This is a genomic window from Providencia sp. wls1943 (genome assembly GCF_009706275.1).
Taxonomy (GTDB): Bacteria; Pseudomonadota; Gammaproteobacteria; order Enterobacterales; family Enterobacteriaceae; genus Providencia; species Providencia zhijiangensis.
In genome coordinates, this window is sequence record NZ_WLTU01000015.1 from 19,770 (window position 1) to 37,159 (window position 17,390).

At 45.8% G+C, this 17,390-nt stretch carries 15 protein-coding genes; all 15 read left to right on the forward strand.

All coding sequences use genetic code 11. From position 1 onward, the window contains the following. Positions 1–522: 522 nt before the first annotated feature. The 15 genes from mraZ to ftsZ all read left to right on the forward strand — a co-directional run bounded on the left by mraZ (position 523) and on the right by ftsZ (position 17,300). A complete protein-coding gene (mraZ, locus tag GKR48_RS05540) occupies positions 523–981 on the forward strand; it encodes a division/cell wall cluster transcriptional repressor MraZ (protein WP_154602526.1) in 459 nt (152 codons plus the stop codon). Positions 982–983: 2 nt separating this feature from the next. Next, entirely contained in the window at positions 984–1,937 is a 954-nt protein-coding gene (gene rsmH / locus GKR48_RS05545; protein ID WP_154627342.1) for a 16S rRNA (cytosine(1402)-N(4))-methyltransferase RsmH, read from the forward strand. Then, entirely contained in the window at positions 1,937–2,257 is a 321-nt protein-coding gene (ftsL, locus tag GKR48_RS05550; protein ID WP_036951205.1) for a cell division protein FtsL, read from the forward strand. The genes rsmH and ftsL overlap by 1 nt, the downstream gene beginning before the upstream one ends. Positions 2,258–2,269: 12 nt before the next feature. Next, positions 2,270–4,036 (forward strand): peptidoglycan glycosyltransferase FtsI, encoded by a 1,767-nt coding sequence (gene ftsI, locus GKR48_RS05555; protein WP_154627343.1) that lies wholly within the window; start codon positions 2,270–2,272, stop codon positions 4,034–4,036. Then, positions 4,023–5,510, forward strand: coding sequence for a UDP-N-acetylmuramoyl-L-alanyl-D-glutamate--2,6-diaminopimelate ligase (gene murE, locus GKR48_RS05560; RefSeq protein ID WP_336431122.1), 1,488 nt, complete (start codon positions 4,023–4,025; stop codon positions 5,508–5,510). The genes ftsI and murE overlap by 14 nt, the downstream gene beginning before the upstream one ends. Further along, a complete protein-coding gene (gene murF / locus GKR48_RS05565) occupies positions 5,507–6,865 on the forward strand; it encodes a UDP-N-acetylmuramoyl-tripeptide--D-alanyl-D-alanine ligase (protein ID WP_154627344.1) in 1,359 nt (452 codons plus the stop codon). Before murE ends, murF begins: the two co-directional genes overlap by 4 nt. Further along, positions 6,859–7,941 carry a phospho-N-acetylmuramoyl-pentapeptide-transferase gene (mraY, locus tag GKR48_RS05570; RefSeq protein WP_006660755.1) on the forward strand — a complete coding sequence of 361 codons (1,083 nt, stop codon included), beginning with the start codon at positions 6,859–6,861 and terminating at the stop codon, positions 7,939–7,941. Before murF ends, mraY begins: the two co-directional genes overlap by 7 nt. A gap of 1 nt (position 7,942) precedes the next feature. Further along, the gene (gene murD / locus GKR48_RS05575; RefSeq protein WP_154627345.1) at positions 7,943–9,268 is read left to right on the forward strand and encodes a UDP-N-acetylmuramoyl-L-alanine--D-glutamate ligase; all 1,326 of its coding nucleotides are present in this window, start codon (positions 7,943–7,945) and stop codon (positions 9,266–9,268) included. Beyond that, entirely contained in the window at positions 9,268–10,461 is a 1,194-nt protein-coding gene (gene ftsW, locus GKR48_RS05580; protein WP_154627346.1) for a cell division protein FtsW, read from the forward strand. The genes murD and ftsW overlap by 1 nt, the downstream gene beginning before the upstream one ends. Beyond that, positions 10,458–11,531, forward strand: coding sequence for an undecaprenyldiphospho-muramoylpentapeptide beta-N-acetylglucosaminyltransferase (gene murG, locus GKR48_RS05585; protein ID WP_154602533.1), 1,074 nt, complete (start codon positions 10,458–10,460; stop codon positions 11,529–11,531). Before ftsW ends, murG begins: the two co-directional genes overlap by 4 nt. Before the next feature lie 97 nt (positions 11,532–11,628). Next, entirely contained in the window at positions 11,629–13,047 is a 1,419-nt protein-coding gene (gene murC, locus GKR48_RS05590) for a UDP-N-acetylmuramate--L-alanine ligase (protein WP_154602698.1), read from the forward strand. Between the two features lie 2 nt (positions 13,048–13,049). Next, a complete protein-coding gene (locus GKR48_RS05595) occupies positions 13,050–13,970 on the forward strand; it encodes a D-alanine--D-alanine ligase (protein ID WP_154602534.1) in 921 nt (306 codons plus the stop codon). A 1-nt stretch (position 13,971) separates the two neighbouring features. Beyond that, positions 13,972–14,784, forward strand: coding sequence for a cell division protein FtsQ (ftsQ, locus tag GKR48_RS05600; protein WP_154627347.1), 813 nt, complete (start codon positions 13,972–13,974; stop codon positions 14,782–14,784). A gap of 44 nt (positions 14,785–14,828) precedes the next feature. Continuing rightward, positions 14,829–16,085, forward strand: a complete 1,257-nt coding sequence (gene ftsA, locus GKR48_RS05605; RefSeq protein WP_036951194.1) for a cell division protein FtsA — start codon at positions 14,829–14,831, stop codon at positions 16,083–16,085. Between the two features lie 57 nt (positions 16,086–16,142). Continuing rightward, positions 16,143–17,300 (forward strand): cell division protein FtsZ, encoded by a 1,158-nt coding sequence (ftsZ, locus tag GKR48_RS05610; RefSeq protein WP_036951193.1) that lies wholly within the window; start codon positions 16,143–16,145, stop codon positions 17,298–17,300. Positions 17,301–17,390 lie beyond the last annotated feature (90 nt).

Below are 17,390 nucleotides of genomic sequence, written 5' to 3' on the forward strand. Positions count from 1 at the left end.
CATTGATTGGTTTTTTGACGAATTAATTTTTTTTAACCCATAAAAAAACCGATAAATACAATGAGCAAATTATTGTCAGTAAAATAATACTGTGAATTAAAACAGTCATTTAATGTATTGAAATATAATGATTTTATATAAAAATACGTATTATTTGGTAGTTTTGTTTAAATAATCATCAATAAATGATGATCAAAAGGTAAAGAATAGACACGAAATAAACTGATTAAAAATGAGACGTATATATCATTTACTCAAATTTGTATGATTTTGCAGCAATGAAATAGATTTAAACATGTTTTACCTGCGTTTTATAAATAAGTGAATTATATCAACTCGTTATTTCTCTTTTTCTTTCCAAGTAAGATTTTTTCCAACTTTTTCTTTTCTAAAACGTTCTGTAAATAAAGCTAAAGCTACGTGCGGCTGGCTTGACAACGTTTTCATACCATTCGTAAACTTTATAAGTGGAGAATTGTGGGGTAAAGTGGGGCAGTTGGAAATAAAGGGGAAAAATCAGGTATGTTTCGTGGGGCTACACTGGTTAATCTCGACAGCAAAGGGCGGCTAACCGTGCCTACTCGTTATCGAGGAATGCTGAGCGAGGAATCGAAAGGGCAAATGGTGTGTACCATTGACCTTCACCAGCCATGCCTGCTGCTTTATACCTTACCCGAATGGGAAATCATTGAGGAAAAACTGTCTAAGTTATCCACCATGAATCCCGCAGAACGTCGAGTACAGCGCCTTTTACTTGGTCATGCCAGTGAATGTCAGATAGACAATGCAGGACGTCTTTTGCTAGCTAGCACGCTGCGTCAACACGCAGGGCTAACAAAAGAGGTCATGTTGGTGGGCCAAATAAATAAATTTGAAATTTGGGATGAACAGATGTGGTACCAGCAGGTGGAAACTGACATCGCTGCTGAGCGTCTAGCTGACGAACCGCTGTCCGCCCGTCTACAGGATTTGTCACTATAACAATGACACAGCAGCAATTTAAACACGTAACAGTACTGCTCGATGAAGCAGTGAACGGCTTAAATCTTAAACCAAATGGTATCTATATTGATGGCACATTTGGTCGTGGTGGGCACTCTCGCTTGATTTTAAGCCAACTGGGAGATCAAGGTCGCTTGATTGCCATTGACCGTGACCCAGAGGCGATTAAAGCCGCTCAAGGGATTAATGACCCACGTTTTATGATTAAGCATGGCCCATTTTCAGCCATTGCAGATTATGTGGAAGAAGAAGGCTTAGTTGGCAAGATTGATGGTGTGTTGCTGGATCTCGGTGTCTCTTCACCGCAGTTAGATGATCCAGAGCGTGGGTTCTCATTTATGCGTGATGGGCCACTGGATATGCGTATGGATCCAACGCGTGGTCAATCCGCGCAGCAATGGCTGATGAACGCGGAAGCAGACGATATCGCATGGGTGCTCAAAACATTTGGTGAAGAGCGTTTTGCAAAGCGTATCGCAAGAGCCATTGTTGAGCGTAACCATAATCCCGAAGAAGAACCGTTAACGCGTACACGCCACTTGGCGGAGCTGATTGCCAAAGTCAGTCCGATTAAAGACCGACACAAGCACCCAGCAACCCGCAGCTTCCAAGCGATTCGTATTTATATCAATAGCGAGCTGGAAGAGATTGAGAAAGCATTAAATGGTGCGATGTCTGTTTTAGCACCTGAAGGGCGTTTATCGGTGATCAGTTTCCATTCATTGGAAGACAGATTAGTAAAACGCTTTATTCGTCAAAACAGTACCGGACCTTCTGTTCCTGCGGGGATTCCACTGACAGAAGCGCAAATCAAAGAGCTAGGTGCCGCTAAATTACGTGCACTAGGCAAAATGAAGCCTTCCGAGAGTGAAATTGACGAAAACCCACGAGCACGTAGCTCGGTGTTACGTTTTGCACAGAGAGCGGTAGAGTAATGACACCAGAAAGACACAGTTTAGCCAGAGTCATCGGTCGCGATTTATTTCGTTACGGAATTATTCCGATGATTTTGCTAGCCGCGATAGTGATTAGCGCTGTGTTTGTGGTGACCACCGCTCATGAAACACGACTGCTGACTGCCGCCAAAGATAAGCTGTACGAAGAGAAAGATTTTCTCGATATCGAATGGCGAAACTTGATCCTTGAAGAGAATGCGTTAGCCAGTCACAGCCGTGTTGAGCGTTTATCTGTTGAAAAATTGCAAATGGTTCATGTGGAACCATCCCAAGAAAACATTATTGTTTCCAAGCAATAACGAAGGTTAAGAATGAAAGCAACCAAACCCGCTAAGAACAAGAAAACAGAAGAAGTCACCAGCTTTGTTCGCTGGCGTTTTGTTTTGTTGTGTGGATGTATTGGGCTGGCATTAGCAGGGTTGTTGACTCGCGTTGCGTACCTACAAATTATTGCCCCTGAACAACTCGTTAAAGAAGGGGATATGCGCTCCCTTCGCGTTCAAGAAGTATCAACGGCTCGCGGGATGATCAGTGACCGTGAAGGTCGCCAATTAGCGGTTAGTGTTCCGGTCAATGCTATCTGGGCTGATCCTAAAGAAGTCTTTGAAAAAGGCGGCGTAAGTAACGATGAACACTGGAAAGCGCTCGCCGATGCATTAGATATTCCTCTTGAACAAATCACCACCAAAATTTCTGCTAACCCGAAAGGGCGCTTTGTTTACCTCGCTCGTCAAGTTAACCCCTCCATCGGTGAATATGTCCGCAAACTAAAAGTTCCAGGGATCTATTTACGTAAAGAGTCTCGCCGATATTACCCATCAGGTCCAGTGACTGCTCACTTACTAGGCGTGACAAATATCGATGGTGAAGGTATTGAAGGGGTGGAAAAAAGCTTCAACCGTTGGTTAAAAGGTTCTCCGGGTGAACGTACCGTACGTAAAGACCGTAATGGGCGTGTTATTGAGACCGTCTCTTCCGTCGATAGCCAAGCAGCACATAACTTGATGCTCAGTATTGATGAGCGTATTCAATCCATTGTGTATCGTGAGCTAACGAAAGGTGTTCAAGAGAACAAGGCTGAGTCCGGTGTGGCAATCCTGGTGGATGTGAATACTGGGGAAATCTTAGCGATGGCAAACAGTCCATCCTATAACCCAAATAATCTCGCGGGTACGCCGATGGATTTCATGCGTAACCGCGCTATCACGGATATTTTTGAACCGGGTTCGACCGTGAAGCCACTTGTGGTGATGAGTGCGCTACAAAACAAAATTGTGAAAGAAAATACCGTATTAAATACCTACCCGTACCGCGTGAATGGTCATGAGATCAAAGACGTTGCGCGTTACGCAGAGTTATCAATTACCGGTATTTTACAGAAGTCGAGTAACGTTGGTGTTTCAAAATTAGCGTTAGCGATGCCTGCCACAGAGCTGGTGGACGTGTATAGCCGCTTTGGGTTTGGCAAGCCGACTAATCTGGGGTTAGTCGGGGAAAGTAGTGGCATCTTTCCAAGTAAAAAAACACGGTGGTCTGATTTAGAAAGGGCCACCTTTTCTTTTGGGTATGGGCAGATGGTGACGCCATTACAGCTTGCGCGTGCCTATGCAACGATCGGTAGTTTCGGGGTATATCGCCCGTTATCGATTACTAAAGTCGACCCGCCTGTTCCGGGGACGCGAGTGTTTCCTGAGCCAATAATGCGCACCGTTGTGCACATGATGGAAAGTGTTGCTCTGCCAGGTGGCGGGGGAACACGTGCCGCAATTAAAGGCTATCGTATTGCAATTAAAACAGGTACCGCGAAAAAAGTCGGACCTGAAGGGCGCTATATCAACGAATATATCGCTTATACCGCAGGGGTTGCTCCCGCAAGCAACCCGCGCTATGCCCTCGTTGTGTTAATCAACGATCCAAAAGCCGGTAAGTACTACGGAGGTGCAGTATCTGCACCTATCTTTGGTTCTATCATGGGCGGGGTTTTACGTCTCATGAACGTTGAGCCAGATGCATTGCAAACAGACGATAAAAGTGAAATCGTGAACAGTCAAAAAGAGGTTAAAAGTGGCAGATCGTAATCTTTGTGAACTCCTCGCCCCATTTGGTGTGAGTACAACAAATGTCTCTTTACGAGAGATGACGCTAGACAGTCGAAAGGCTGCCGCGGGCGATCTGTTCATTGCTGTAAAAGGCCATCAGTCAGATGGCAGACACTATATTCCTCAAGCTATCGCGCAAGGGGTTTCTGCAGTTATCGCAGAAGCACAAGGCGAAGCAGAAGAAGGCGAAATTCGCTTTATTCATGGTGTACCTGTCATTTATCTTAACGACCTAAACAACCGTTTATCCGCATTAGCGGGTGAGTTCTACCATCAACCTTCATCCCAAATGAAATTAGTGGGTGTGACGGGAACCAACGGTAAGACCACCACCACGCAATTAATTGCTCAATGGGCAAAAGGATTAGGCGAAACATCAGCAGTGATGGGTACGGTAGGTAATGGGCTACTGGGGCAAGTTTCTCCAAGCGAGAACACCACGGGCTCCGCCGTTGATATCCAATTAGAACTGACTCAATTACTGAATAAAAAAGCAACGTTGACGGCGATGGAAGTTTCTTCCCATGGCTTGGTGCAAGGTCGTGTTGCTGCGCTGCAATTTGACGCGGCAGTATTCACTAACTTAAGCCGTGACCACCTTGACTACCATGGTGATATGGCAAATTACGAAGCTGCAAAATGGTTACTGTTCTCTACTCATCAAACTAAAACTCAAATTATTAATGCTGATGATGAAGTCGGGCTGAAGTGGTTGCAGCGCTTGCCGCAAGCTTGTGCCGTGACGATGGAAAATCGTATTCCGGCTAACTGGCAAGGCTCATGGTTAAAAGCTACTGATGTGGATTATCACGATAAAGGCGCAACCATCCATTTCACGTCAAGCTGGGGTGACGGTTCATTTGAAAGCCCATTAATGGGGGCGTTTAACGTAAGCAACTTATTGCTGGCGATGGCGACGCTATTAATGATGGATTACCCATTAGAGCAGCTTTTAGCGACAACAGGTGCATTAATGCCAGTCTGTGGTCGTATGGAAGTGTTCAGCGTTGCAGGTAAGCCAACTGTGGTTGTGGATTATGCTCATACCCCTGACGCATTAGAAAAAGCGTTAGCGGCAGCGCGTTTACATTGTAAAGGCAAGCTGTGGTGCGTCTTTGGTTGTGGCGGTGATAGAGACAAAGGTAAACGCCCACTGATGGGCGCTTCTGCTGAACAATACGCTGATAAAGTGGTGATCACCGATGATAACCCTCGCAGCGAAGATCCGCTGGATATTATCAACGACATCATGGCGGGTATTTTGGATTCTAGCCGTGTCTTCGCGATCCCTGGACGCCCCGAAGCTGTTACCAACACTATTTTACAAGCACAACCTGATGATGTGATTTTAGTGGCAGGTAAAGGTCATGAAGATTATCAAATTATTGGTTCTCGCCGTTTAGATTATTCAGACCGCTTGACCGTCGCAAGATTGTTGGGGGTGATGGCATGATCCCGATGACCTTAGCCCAACTGGCACAAATCACTCACGGTCGCATTGAACAAGCGAGCAATAACGAATTAGCGTTATTAAACGTGAGTACCGATAGCCGTAAAATCGACGCTAGCTGCCTATTTATTGCCTTAAAAGGCGAGCGTTTTGATGCTCATGACTTTGCCGAACAAGTCGTTGATGCTGGCGCGGCAGCACTGTTAGTTGACCACCAATTGGATGTGAACTGCCCACAGGTAATTGTTGAAGATACGCGTATTGCGATGGGGCAAATCGCAGCTTGGATTCGCCAACAATCTAAAGCGAGAGTGGTCGGGTTGACTGGCTCTTCCGGCAAAACATCCGTGAAAGAGATGACAGCCTCGATTCTGGCGCAACGCGGTAAAACGTTATATACCGCAGGTAACTTGAATAATGATATTGGTGTTCCCCTGACACTGTTCCGTTTAACAGATGAATACCAATTTGCTGTGATCGAAATGGGGGCCAATCACCCACATGAAATTGAATACACGACTAACATCGTTAAGCCAGAAACTGCGCTCGTGAATAACTTATTTGGTGCGCATCTTGCTGGTTTTGGTTCCCCTGAAGGTGTTGCTAAAGCCAAAGGTGAAATTTACCAAGGTCTGCCAGAAGAAGGCACGGCGATTGTGAATTTAGATAGCTACTCTGATAAGTGGAAATTTAATCCTCGTCAAACCGTTTGGTATTACTCACTGACTGAAAAAGCGGATTTCTATCCTTCAGATATTCAAATCAAACAGCTGACAACAGATTTCACACTACATACGCCGGTAGGGCAGGTTGAAATCACATTGCCATTACCGGGAGTGCATAACATTGCCAACGTTTTAGCGGCAAGTGCATTAGCCATCTCTGTGGGGGCAACCTTAGACGATATCAAACAAGGTATTGCCACCACGAAAGCGGTACCGGGGCGTTTATTTCCAGTGAGTTTAAGTGAGACGAAAGTCGTACTGGACGATACCTATAATGCCAATGATGGTTCGATGATTGCGGCGATTAATGTGCTGGCGAAAATGCCAGGCTATCGTATTTTCGTTGTCGGTGACATGGGTGAGCTTGGTGATTATGCCCACGAGTGTCATGAGCGAGTTGGTTTAGCCGCGAAACAAGCGGGGTTAGATAAAGTTCTCAGTGTTGGACAGTTAAGCGAAATTATTAGCCAATCTAGCGAACGCGGCGAGCATTTTACAGCGAAACAAGATTTATTAACCCGACTAATTCCGCTAGCACAGCAGAATGATGTTGTTTCTATTTTAGTTAAAGGTTCACGCAGCTCCGCGATGGAAGATGTCGTGAATGCATTGAAGGAGTGCTTCGAATGTTAGTCTGGTTAGCCGAATTATTGGTTCATAAATTTTCTGCTTTTAACGTCTTCTCCTATTTGACGTTCAGAGCCATTGTCGGTTTGCTGACTGCATTAATCATTGCTTTGTGGATGGGTCCACATCTCATTGCTTACCTACAAAAAATGCAGATTGGTCAAGTTGTCCGTAATGAAGGTCCTGAGTCTCACTTTAGTAAACGTGGTACGCCAACCATGGGCGGGATTTTGATCCTGTTTTCTATTTGTATGTCTGTGCTGCTATGGGCGCGTTTAGACAACCCTTATGTTTGGTGTGTACTGCTGGTGTTAGTGGGTTACGGTATTGTCGGATTTGTTGATGACTATCGCAAAGTGGTGAGAAAAGACACCCGTGGTTTGATTGCCCGCTGGAAATATTTCTGGCAGTCCGTGCTTGCATTAGTCGTTGCCTTTTCTATGTATGCCATTGGTAAAGACACGCCAGCGACTCAGCTGGTTGTTCCGTTCTTTAAAGATGTGATGCCGCAATTAGGCGTGCTGTACATTTTACTGGCTTACTTCGTTATCGTTGGAACCAGTAACGCTGTTAACTTAACGGATGGCTTAGATGGTTTAGCGATTATGCCAACAGTGTTTGTTGCTGCGGGCTTTGCTTTAGTGGCATGGGCAACGGGTAACGTTAACTTTGCTAACTACTTACACATTCCATTCTTACCGCATGCGGGGGAGTTAGTGATTGTGTGTACGGCGATTGTTGGGGCAGGTTTAGGCTTCTTATGGTTCAACACCTACCCAGCGCAAGTATTTATGGGTGATGTTGGCTCTTTGGCATTAGGTGGAGCATTAGGAACTATCGCTGTTTTACTGCGTCAAGAATTCTTATTAGTCATCATGGGCGGTGTGTTTGTGGTTGAAACACTGTCGGTGATTTTACAAGTTGGCTCCTTCAAATTACGTGGCCAACGAATTTTCCGTATGGCACCAATTCACCATCACTATGAATTGAAAGGTTGGCCAGAACCACGCGTTATCGTGCGTTTCTGGATTATCTCTCTCATGTTAGTTCTGATTGGACTAGCAACATTGAAGGTGCGTTAAGATGATTGGTTCACAGGCTCAGCAGTATCAGGGTAAAAACGTCGTGATTATTGGCCTAGGTTTAACTGGGCTTTCCTGCGTTGACTTTTTCCTTGCTCGTGGGGTTGTTCCTCGCGTGATGGATACCCGCGCTGTGCCACCTGGAGTTGATAAACTTCCTGAGAATGTTGCTTGCCATAGTGGCAGCTTAAATAATGAATGGCTGCAACAAGCCGATTTGATTGTTGCCAGCCCAGGCGTCGCGTTGGCAACACCGCAGTTACAGGAAGCAGTAAGTAACGGTATTGAGATTGTGGGTGATATCGAGCTGTTTTGCCGTGAGGCGGATGCGCCAATCGTCGCAATCACAGGTTCTAATGGTAAAAGCACGGTGACTTCTCTTGTGGGGGAAATGGCGAAAGCGGCGGGCATTTCCGTCGGTGTGGGCGGGAATATCGGTATTCCTGCACTTTCTTTGCTCAATCAAGGGCATAGTCTGTTTGTGCTGGAACTGTCTAGTTTCCAATTAGAAACCACGTCTAGCCTACGTGCAGCGGCTGCAACCGTGTTGAATGTGACTGAAGATCATATGGATCGCTATCCATTGGGGCTTGAGCAATATCGCGCAGCAAAATTACGTATTTATGATAATGCACAACACTGCATTGTGAACGCGCAAGATCCGCTAACACTTCCACATGACCAGAGCGCTAGCCAATACACTAGTTTTGGTTTAAATAACGGTGATTACTACTTTGATACGCAAAAACGTGTCTTAGTCGCTCAAGGTGAAGTGGTGTTGGATGTGGCACAAATGCATCTGACTGGGCAGCATAACTATATGAATGCACTGGCTGCACTAGCCTTAGCTGATTCTGTGGCAATCCCTCGTGAAGCTAGCCTTAAAGTCTTAAAAGAGTATGCCGGTTTAGTGCATCGCTTCCAGTTGGTCTTTTTCAATCGCGGTGTGCGTTGGATCAATGACTCAAAAGCAACCAATGTGGGCAGTACAGAAGCTGCACTTAATGGTTTGCATGTGGATGGCTATATTTACTTATTGCTGGGTGGTGACGGCAAGTCAGCTGATTTTTCTCCGCTCAAAGAATATATTTCGGCAGATAACTACCGTTTGTACTGCTTTGGTCGTGACGGTCAGCAATTAGCGGAACTCGCACCAGAAAAATCCGTACTGACAGATACGATGGAGCAGAGTATGCGCCAAATTGCGCCGTTGTTAAAATCTGGCGACATGGTGCTGTTATCTCCAGCATGTGCCAGCTTAGATCAGTTCAAAAGTTTTGAGCAGCGGGGTGATGTTTTTGCTCAACTCGCTAAGGAGTTAGGTTAATGACCATACCGGGTGCCTTGCGTTTAAAAAACTGGATCATCGGTGAAAAGAATGGCGTGATTTCAGGCACGACGCTCTACGACCGTACATTGGTTTGGTTAGCATTCGGTTTGGCGGCAATCGGTTTCATTATGGTAACTTCCGCATCGATGCCAGTCGGACAGCGATTAACGGATGACCCATTCTATTTTGCTAAACGTGACGTGGTGTATTTGGTCGTTGCATTTCTACTGGTTTTAGGTGTCATGCGCGTCTCGATGGCCACATGGGAAAAATACAGTTTTATTTTGCTGATGGGCGCATTGGGTATGCTGGCAGTGGTGTTGGTTGCCGGTAGTTCCGTCAATGGGGCATCGCGCTGGATTGATATCGGTATTGTAAAAATTCAGCCCGCAGAAATTTCTAAGTTCGCGCTGTTTTGTTACGTTTCCAGCTATTTAGTTCGTAAGTCAGATGAAGTACGCACCAAGTTTTTCGGCTTCGTAAAACCGATGTGTATTTTGATCATGATGGCGTTATTGCTGCTATTACAGCCAGACTTGGGAACGGTAGTTGTACTGGTTGTAACTACGTTAGGGTTGCTGTTTTTAGCTGGTGCGCGCTTAGCACCGTTTATTATCGGTATCGCGGCTTGTGGTGTAGGCGTACTGGCTTTGATTATCTTTGAACCGTATCGTTTGCGCCGTGTGACATCCTTCTTAAATCCGTGGGATGACCCGTTTGGTAGCGGTTATCAGTTAACGCAATCTTTGATGGCATTTGGTCGAGGAGAGCTTTTCGGACAAGGTCTGGGTAACTCGGTACAGAAATTAGAATATTTACCGGAAGCACACACTGACTTTATTTTCTCCGTACTAGCTGAAGAGTTGGGGTATGTGGGTGTGGTTCTGGTGTTACTGATGGTATTCATGTTGGCATTTAGAGCGATGATGGTAGGGCGTAGAGCACTACTGACCAACCAATTATTTGGTGGGTATCTCGCATGTGCCATCGGTATTTGGTTTACCTTCCAAGCATTGGTTAACGTGGGCGCAGCGGCAGGCATGTTGCCAACCAAAGGTTTAACACTCCCGTTAATTAGTTACGGGGGATCGAGTTTATTAGTGATGTCAGCGGCGATCGCTGTGTTACTTAGAATTGATTATGAAACACGACTTGAGAAAGCTCAGGCGTTTGTAAGGAGTTCCAAATGAGTCAGGCAAAAAAATTACTCGTTATGGCAGGCGGAACTGGGGGACACGTTTTTCCCGGCTTAGCTGTGGCGCATTATTTGCAGGCTCAAGGTTGGGAAATTCGCTGGTTAGGCACCGCGGATCGCATGGAAGCCACCTTAGTACCGAAACACGGTATTGATATTGAGTTTATTCAGATCTCGGGTTTAAGAGGTAAAGGTATTGGTGCATTAATTGGTGCACCTTGGCGTATCTATAAAGCCATTCGCCAAGCGAAAACCATTATTCAGCGCTATCAACCCGATGCTGTGCTCGGTATGGGCGGTTATGTGTCTGGTCCCGGCGGGATAGCAGCTTGGCAATGTGGCGTTCCTGTTGTTCTCCATGAACAAAATGGTATCGCGGGATTAACCAATAAATGGTTATCAAAAATTGCAAAACGTGTTTTACAAGCTTTCCCTGGCGCATTCCCTAATGCACCCGTTGTAGGTAACCCAGTGCGTGAAGATGTATTGGCATTGCCGGCACCGCAAGAGCGCTTAGCAGGGCGTGAAGGTGCAATACGCGTATTAGTTGTAGGTGGTAGCCAAGGGGCGCGAATTTTAAATCAAGTTATGCCTGCAGTTGCTGGAAATGTGAGCAAACAGTTAAATATCTGGCATCAGGCTGGAAAAGGCAGTAAGGAATCGACAGAAGCACTGTATAATGATTGTTTGCAAAATTCAGGCAATTCTGAGTTTAAAGTGACTGAATTTATTGATGATATGGCGCAAGCTTACGCATGGGCTGATATTGTGGTTTGTCGTTCAGGTGCATTAACTGTCAGTGAGATAGCCGCGGCAGGTTTACCCGCGATTTTTGTTCCTTTCCAGCATAAAGACCGCCAACAGTATTGGAATGCACTGCCTTTAGAACAAGCAGGGGCTGCGAAGATTATTGAGCAACCGCAGTTTACACCTGAAGCCGTTGTTGAGTTACTCAACAAGTGGGATAGAACCGAATTATTGTCGATGGCAGAAAAAGCCTATAGCTGTGCCATCACGGATGCAACCGAACGTGTTGCGGCGGTTATTTGCGATGTTGCGAAATAGCCTGACCATACAAAATAGAATGTAGACAGAATTTATAGAGAAGCGAAATACAGTGAATACACAACAGTTAGCGAAATTAAGAACATCGGTGCCAGAAATGCGTAGAGTACGGCACATTCATTTTGTCGGCATCGGTGGTGCTGGCATGGGTGGTATCGCTGAAGTGTTGGCTAACGAAGGTTATGAAATTAGTGGTTCAGATTTAGCACCTAATGCGGTGACTCAGCAGCTCACTGAATTGGGCGCCACTATCTATTTTAATCATCGCCCTGAAAACGTTGAAAATGCGAGTGTGGTGGTAGTTTCTACGGCTATTTCTGCAGAGAACCCTGAAATTCAAGCTGCGAAAGAGCTGCGTATCCCCGTTATTCGCCGTGCTGAAATGCTGGCTGAATTAATGCGCTATCGTCATGGTATCGCAGTGGCGGGAACTCACGGTAAAACAACGACAACGGCAATGATTTCTGGGATCTACGCGCAAGCGGGATTAGACCCAACATTTGTGAATGGCGGATTAGTGAAATCAGCGGGAACTCATGCACGATTAGGTAGTAGCCGTTACTTGATCGCTGAAGCGGATGAAAGTGATGCGTCATTCTTGCATTTACAGCCACTGGTTGCGGTTGTGACGAACATTGAAGCGGACCACATGGATACCTATCAGGGTAATTTTGAAAACCTGACAGATACCTTCATCAACTTCCTGCATAACTTGCCATTCTATGGCCGTGCAGTGATGTGCATTGATGACCCGGTGATCCGTTCATTATTACCAAAAATCGGTCGTTACATTACCACTTACGGCTTTAGTGACGATGCGGATGTTCGTATCACCAAGTACGAGCAAAAAGGGAACCAAGGCTTTTTCACGATTGCTCGTGAAGGAATGCCAGAGTTGACCGTCGTGCTGAATGCACCTGGTCGCCACAATGCGCTTAATGCAACGGCGGCTGTTGCTGTGGCAACTGAAGAAGGCATCGACGATTTACACATTCTGTCTGCACTAGTGGAATTCCAAGGGACAGGTCGTCGTTTCGATTTCTTAGGTAACTATGCGCTGCGTAATGTGAATGGTAAAGAAGGTGAAGTGATGCTGGTGGATGACTATGGTCACCATCCAACAGAAGTGGATGCCACCATTAAAGCTGCTCGCGCAGGCTGGCCAGATAAACGTATCGTTATGGTTTTCCAGCCTCATCGTTATACACGTACTCGTGACTTATACGATGATTTTGCAAACGTGCTGGGGCAGGTAGATGTCTTGCTCATGCTAGAAGTTTATTCCGCGGGTGAGAAGCCAGTTCCGGGGGCTGATAGTCGCTCATTGTGCCGTACAATCCGCAGTCGTGGGCAGGTTGACCCTATTTTTGTGGCAGAACCTGAACAAGTTTCACATATGCTGGCACAAGTTCTTGATGATAACGACTTAATTTTAGTTCAAGGCGCAGGAAATATTGGTAAAATAGCCAAAAACCTAGCAGAAACGAAATTACAGCCACCGATGGTTGAGGAATAAGCATGACAGAAAAAATCGCGGTTCTATTTGGCGGCACATCTGCTGAACGTGAAGTGTCACTTCAGTCTGGCAATGCTGTATTGGCGGGATTACGCCAAGCGGGCGTTGATGCACATCCAATTGATACCCAAGATTTTCCTGTTGTGACATTAAAAGAAGCTGGTTTTGATAAAGCGTTTATCGCCTTACATGGTCGTGGCGGGGAAGACGGCACGATCCAAGGTATGCTTGAGTTTCTGGGGCTTCCATACACAGGCAGTGGCGTAATGGCATCTGCACTGAGTATGGATAAACTGCGCACCAAACAACTTTGGCAAGGCGCTGGATTAAGTGTTTCTCCATATATTTCACTTAACAAGCAGAAATATACTAATATTAAAAAAGAGCAGTTAGCTCAGCAAGTTAAGCACTTAGGACTGCCACTTATCGTTAAACCGAGTTTGGAAGGTTCCAGTGTTGGAATGAGCAAAGTTGACTCTCTGGATGCACTGCCAGAAGCCATTGAGCTTGCTTTCCAGTTTGACGATACGTTATTGATTGAAAAGTGGTTAAGTGGCCCTGAGTATACGGTCGCGGTATTGGGGGACGAGGTTCTACCTTCGATTCGTATTCAGCCACCGGGTATTTTTTATGACTATGAAGCGAAGTATTTGTCCGATGAGACCCAATATTTCTGCCCAAGTGGTTTAACAAGCGACCTCGAAGCGAAACTGGCAGATATCGCAATGCAAGCTTATCAAGCGGTAGGCTGTCGTGGCTGGGGACGGGTTGATGTGATGCAAGATAGTGATGGGGAATTCTATTTACTCGAAGTGAATACTTCGCCGGGAATGACCAGTCACAGTTTAGTTCCAATGGCTGCGCGTCAAGCCGGTTTGGATTTTTCGCAGTTAGTGGTACGTATTTTGGAATTGGCTAGTTGATATGTCACAGGCAGCGTTAAACGTAAGGCATCACAATCAGAATAGCGGTCAAGATGAAGATCCGCGCTCAAGACCAAGTAATGGGGCTTTTCTGGGCGGATTGATTTTCTTCCTGATGGTCGTCGGCACCATTGTGTGGAGCGGCTGGACTGTGATGAACTGGATGAAGGATGCCGATAGGCTGCCAATGTCCAAACTGATATTAACGGGAGAGCGCAATTACACCACCAATGACGATGTGCGAAAGGCAATTTTGTCATTAGGTCAGCCGGGAACCTTTATGACGGTGGATGTGAATGCGATTCAAAACCAAATCAGTATGATGCCATGGATACGCCAAGTTACAGTGCGTAAACAGTGGCCGGATGAATTAAAAATCCATATTGCGGAGTACAAACCCTACGCAAGATGGAATGACCAAAACATGGTCGACCAAGAAGGGCGTGTGTTTACCCTTCCACCAAGTCAAAATGGGAAAGGCGATTATGTGATGCTGTATGGTCCGCAAGGAAGCCAAACAGAGGTTTTGAAAGAATTTGCTGTGCTAAGTGGTATTTTGGCGAAAAATAACTTGAAACTAAAATCCGTTTCTATGACAGCGCGCCATGCATGGCAGATTATTTTAGATAATGATGTAAGAGTCGAACTTGGGAAAAAAGATGTGCTAGAGCGGTTAAACCGTTTTCTCGAGCTTTATCCACTTTTACAGCAAACGACTGATAAACGCGTCGACTATGTTGATTTGCGTTATACCAGTGGGGCAGCGGTGGGGTGGGCTCCTCTATTAGTTGACGCACCGCAAGGCTTCCAATAAGACAAATTGCTAATAACTCAAATTAGGCAGATAGGCAGAAGCAAATGATTAAAGCGACGGACAGAAAATTAGTGGTAGGCCTTGAAATTGGAACTTCCAAGGTGTCAGCCCTTGTAGGAGAAATTCTGCCCGATGGTATGGTTAATATTATTGGGGTGGGAAGCTGTCCATCTCGCGGAATGGACAAAGGTGGCGTTAACGATCTTGAGTCGGTTGTTAAATGCGTCCAAAGAGCGATTGACCAAGCTGAATTAATGGCAGATTGCCAAATTTCTTCTGTTTACCTTGCATTATCAGGTAAACATGTGAGCTGCCAAAATGAGATTGGTATGGTGCCAATCTCAGAAGAAGAAGTGACACAAGAAGACGTGGACAGCGTCGTTCACACGGCGAAATCTGTCCGAGTTAAAGACGAACACCGAATTTTGCATGTTATCCCGCAAGAATTCGCGATTGACTACCAAGAAGGCATTAAAAATCCAGTCGGTCTTTCTGGTGTTCGTATGCAAGCTAAAGTTCATCTGATCACTTGCCATAACGATATGGCGAAGAACATTGTGAAAGCCGTTGAGCGTTGTGGGTTAAAAGTAGACCAGCTTATTTTTGCTGGCCTTGCCGCAAGCTACAGTGTGTTAACTGAAGATGAGCGCGAATTAGGTGTCTGTGTTGTTGATGTCGGTGGCGGCACAATGGACATGGCGGTTTATACGGGTGGTGCTTTGCGTCATACCAAAGTGATCCCATACGCAGGTAATGTGGTGACAAGTGATATCGCTTACGCATTTGGTACGCCGCCAACAGACGCAGAAGCAATTAAAGTGCGTCACGGGTGTGCAGTCGGTTCGATTGTGAGTAAAGATGAAACGGTGGAAGTGCCGAGTGTTGGCGGTCGTCCACCAAGAAGTTTACAGCGTCAAACCTTAGCGGAAGTGATTGAGCCACGGTATACTGAGCTGTTAAATTTAGTGAATGAAGAAATTTTAAATTTACAGGAACAGTTACGCCAGCAAGGTGTCAAACACCACTTAGCGGCAGGGATAGTTTTGACCGGTGGGGCAGCACAGATTGACGGGTTAGTTGAATGCGCTCAAAAAGTGTTCCATACACAGGTCAGAATCGGTACCCCACTTAATATAACAGGATTAACGGATTATGCTCAGGAGCCATACTACTCCACAGCAGTAGGGCTTCTGCATTACGGTAAAGAAAGCCACCTTGGCGATGATACCGAGACGGAAAAACGTGCTTCAGTTAGCGGGTGGTTTAGTAAGCTCACCAGCTGGCTGAGAAAAGAATTTTAATTTTTATTTAGAAGCATATTATTAGCTTCAATAGTAAGCACAAAACGGAGAGACATTATGTTTGAACCAATGGAGCTAACCAACGATGCGGTGATTAAAGTCATCGGCGTTGGCGGCGGCGGCGGAAATGCCGTTGAACACATGGTACGCGAGCGCATTGAGGGTGTTGAATTCTTTGCAGTCAACACCGATGCACAAGCCCTGCGTAAAACCGCAGTCGGACAAACCATTCAGATCGGTACAGGTATTACTAAAGGTCTGGGTGCGGGTGCAAACCCAGAAGTTGGCCGTAATGCGGCGGAAGAAGACCGTGAAGCACTGCGCAATGCTCTTGATGGCGCAGATATGGTGTTCATCGCTGCAGGTATGGGCGGTGGCACGGGTACTGGTGCAGCACCAGTCGTTGCTGAAGTTGCTAAAGAATTAGGTATCCTAACCGTTGCTGTCGTGACTAAGCCATTCAATTTCGAAGGCAAAAAACGTATGGCATTCGCGGAAGCGGGTATCACTGAGCTGTCTAAGCACGTTGACTCGCTGATCACTATTCCTAACGACAAGTTACTGAAAGTACTTGGTCGTGGTATCTCTTTACTGGATGCTTTTGGTGCGGCTAACGACGTATTAAAAGGTGCAGTTCAAGGTATCGCTGAGCTGATCACTCGCCCAGGTTTAATGAACGTGGACTTTGCTGACGTACGTACCGTGATGTCAGAAATGGGCTACGCGATGATGGGTTCTGGTGTGGCTCGTGGCGAAGATAGAGCGGAAGAAGCTGCTGAAATGGCAATTTCTAGCCCACTTCTGGAAGATATCGACCTGTCTGGCGCGCGTGGTGTTCTGGTTAACATCACTGCTGGTTTTGACCTGCGCTTGGATGAGTTTGAAACAGTGGGTAATACCATTCGTGCATTCGCATCGGATAATGCGACTGTCGTAATCGGTACCTCTTTAGACCCTGAAATGCATGAAGAATTGCGCGTGACTGTTGTTGCTACAGGTATTGGTATGGACAAACGTCCAGAAATTACTTTAGTCAGCAATAAAATGTCTCAGCAAGCTTCTATGGAGCAACGCTATCAGCAAATGCAAAATAGTATGTCTTCATTAAATGATGAAAAACCAGCTGCAAAAGCCGTTAACGACCAAAATACACAAGTAAATAAAGAGCCGGATTACTTAGATATCCCAGCTTTCTTGCGTAAACAGGCCGATTAATTTTTAATTAGATTGGTTTTTCCGCTTTTTGTGCTAAAATTTTCTACTGGTTATCAATTAAGATAGCCAGTAGGACTTATAACATTGCGA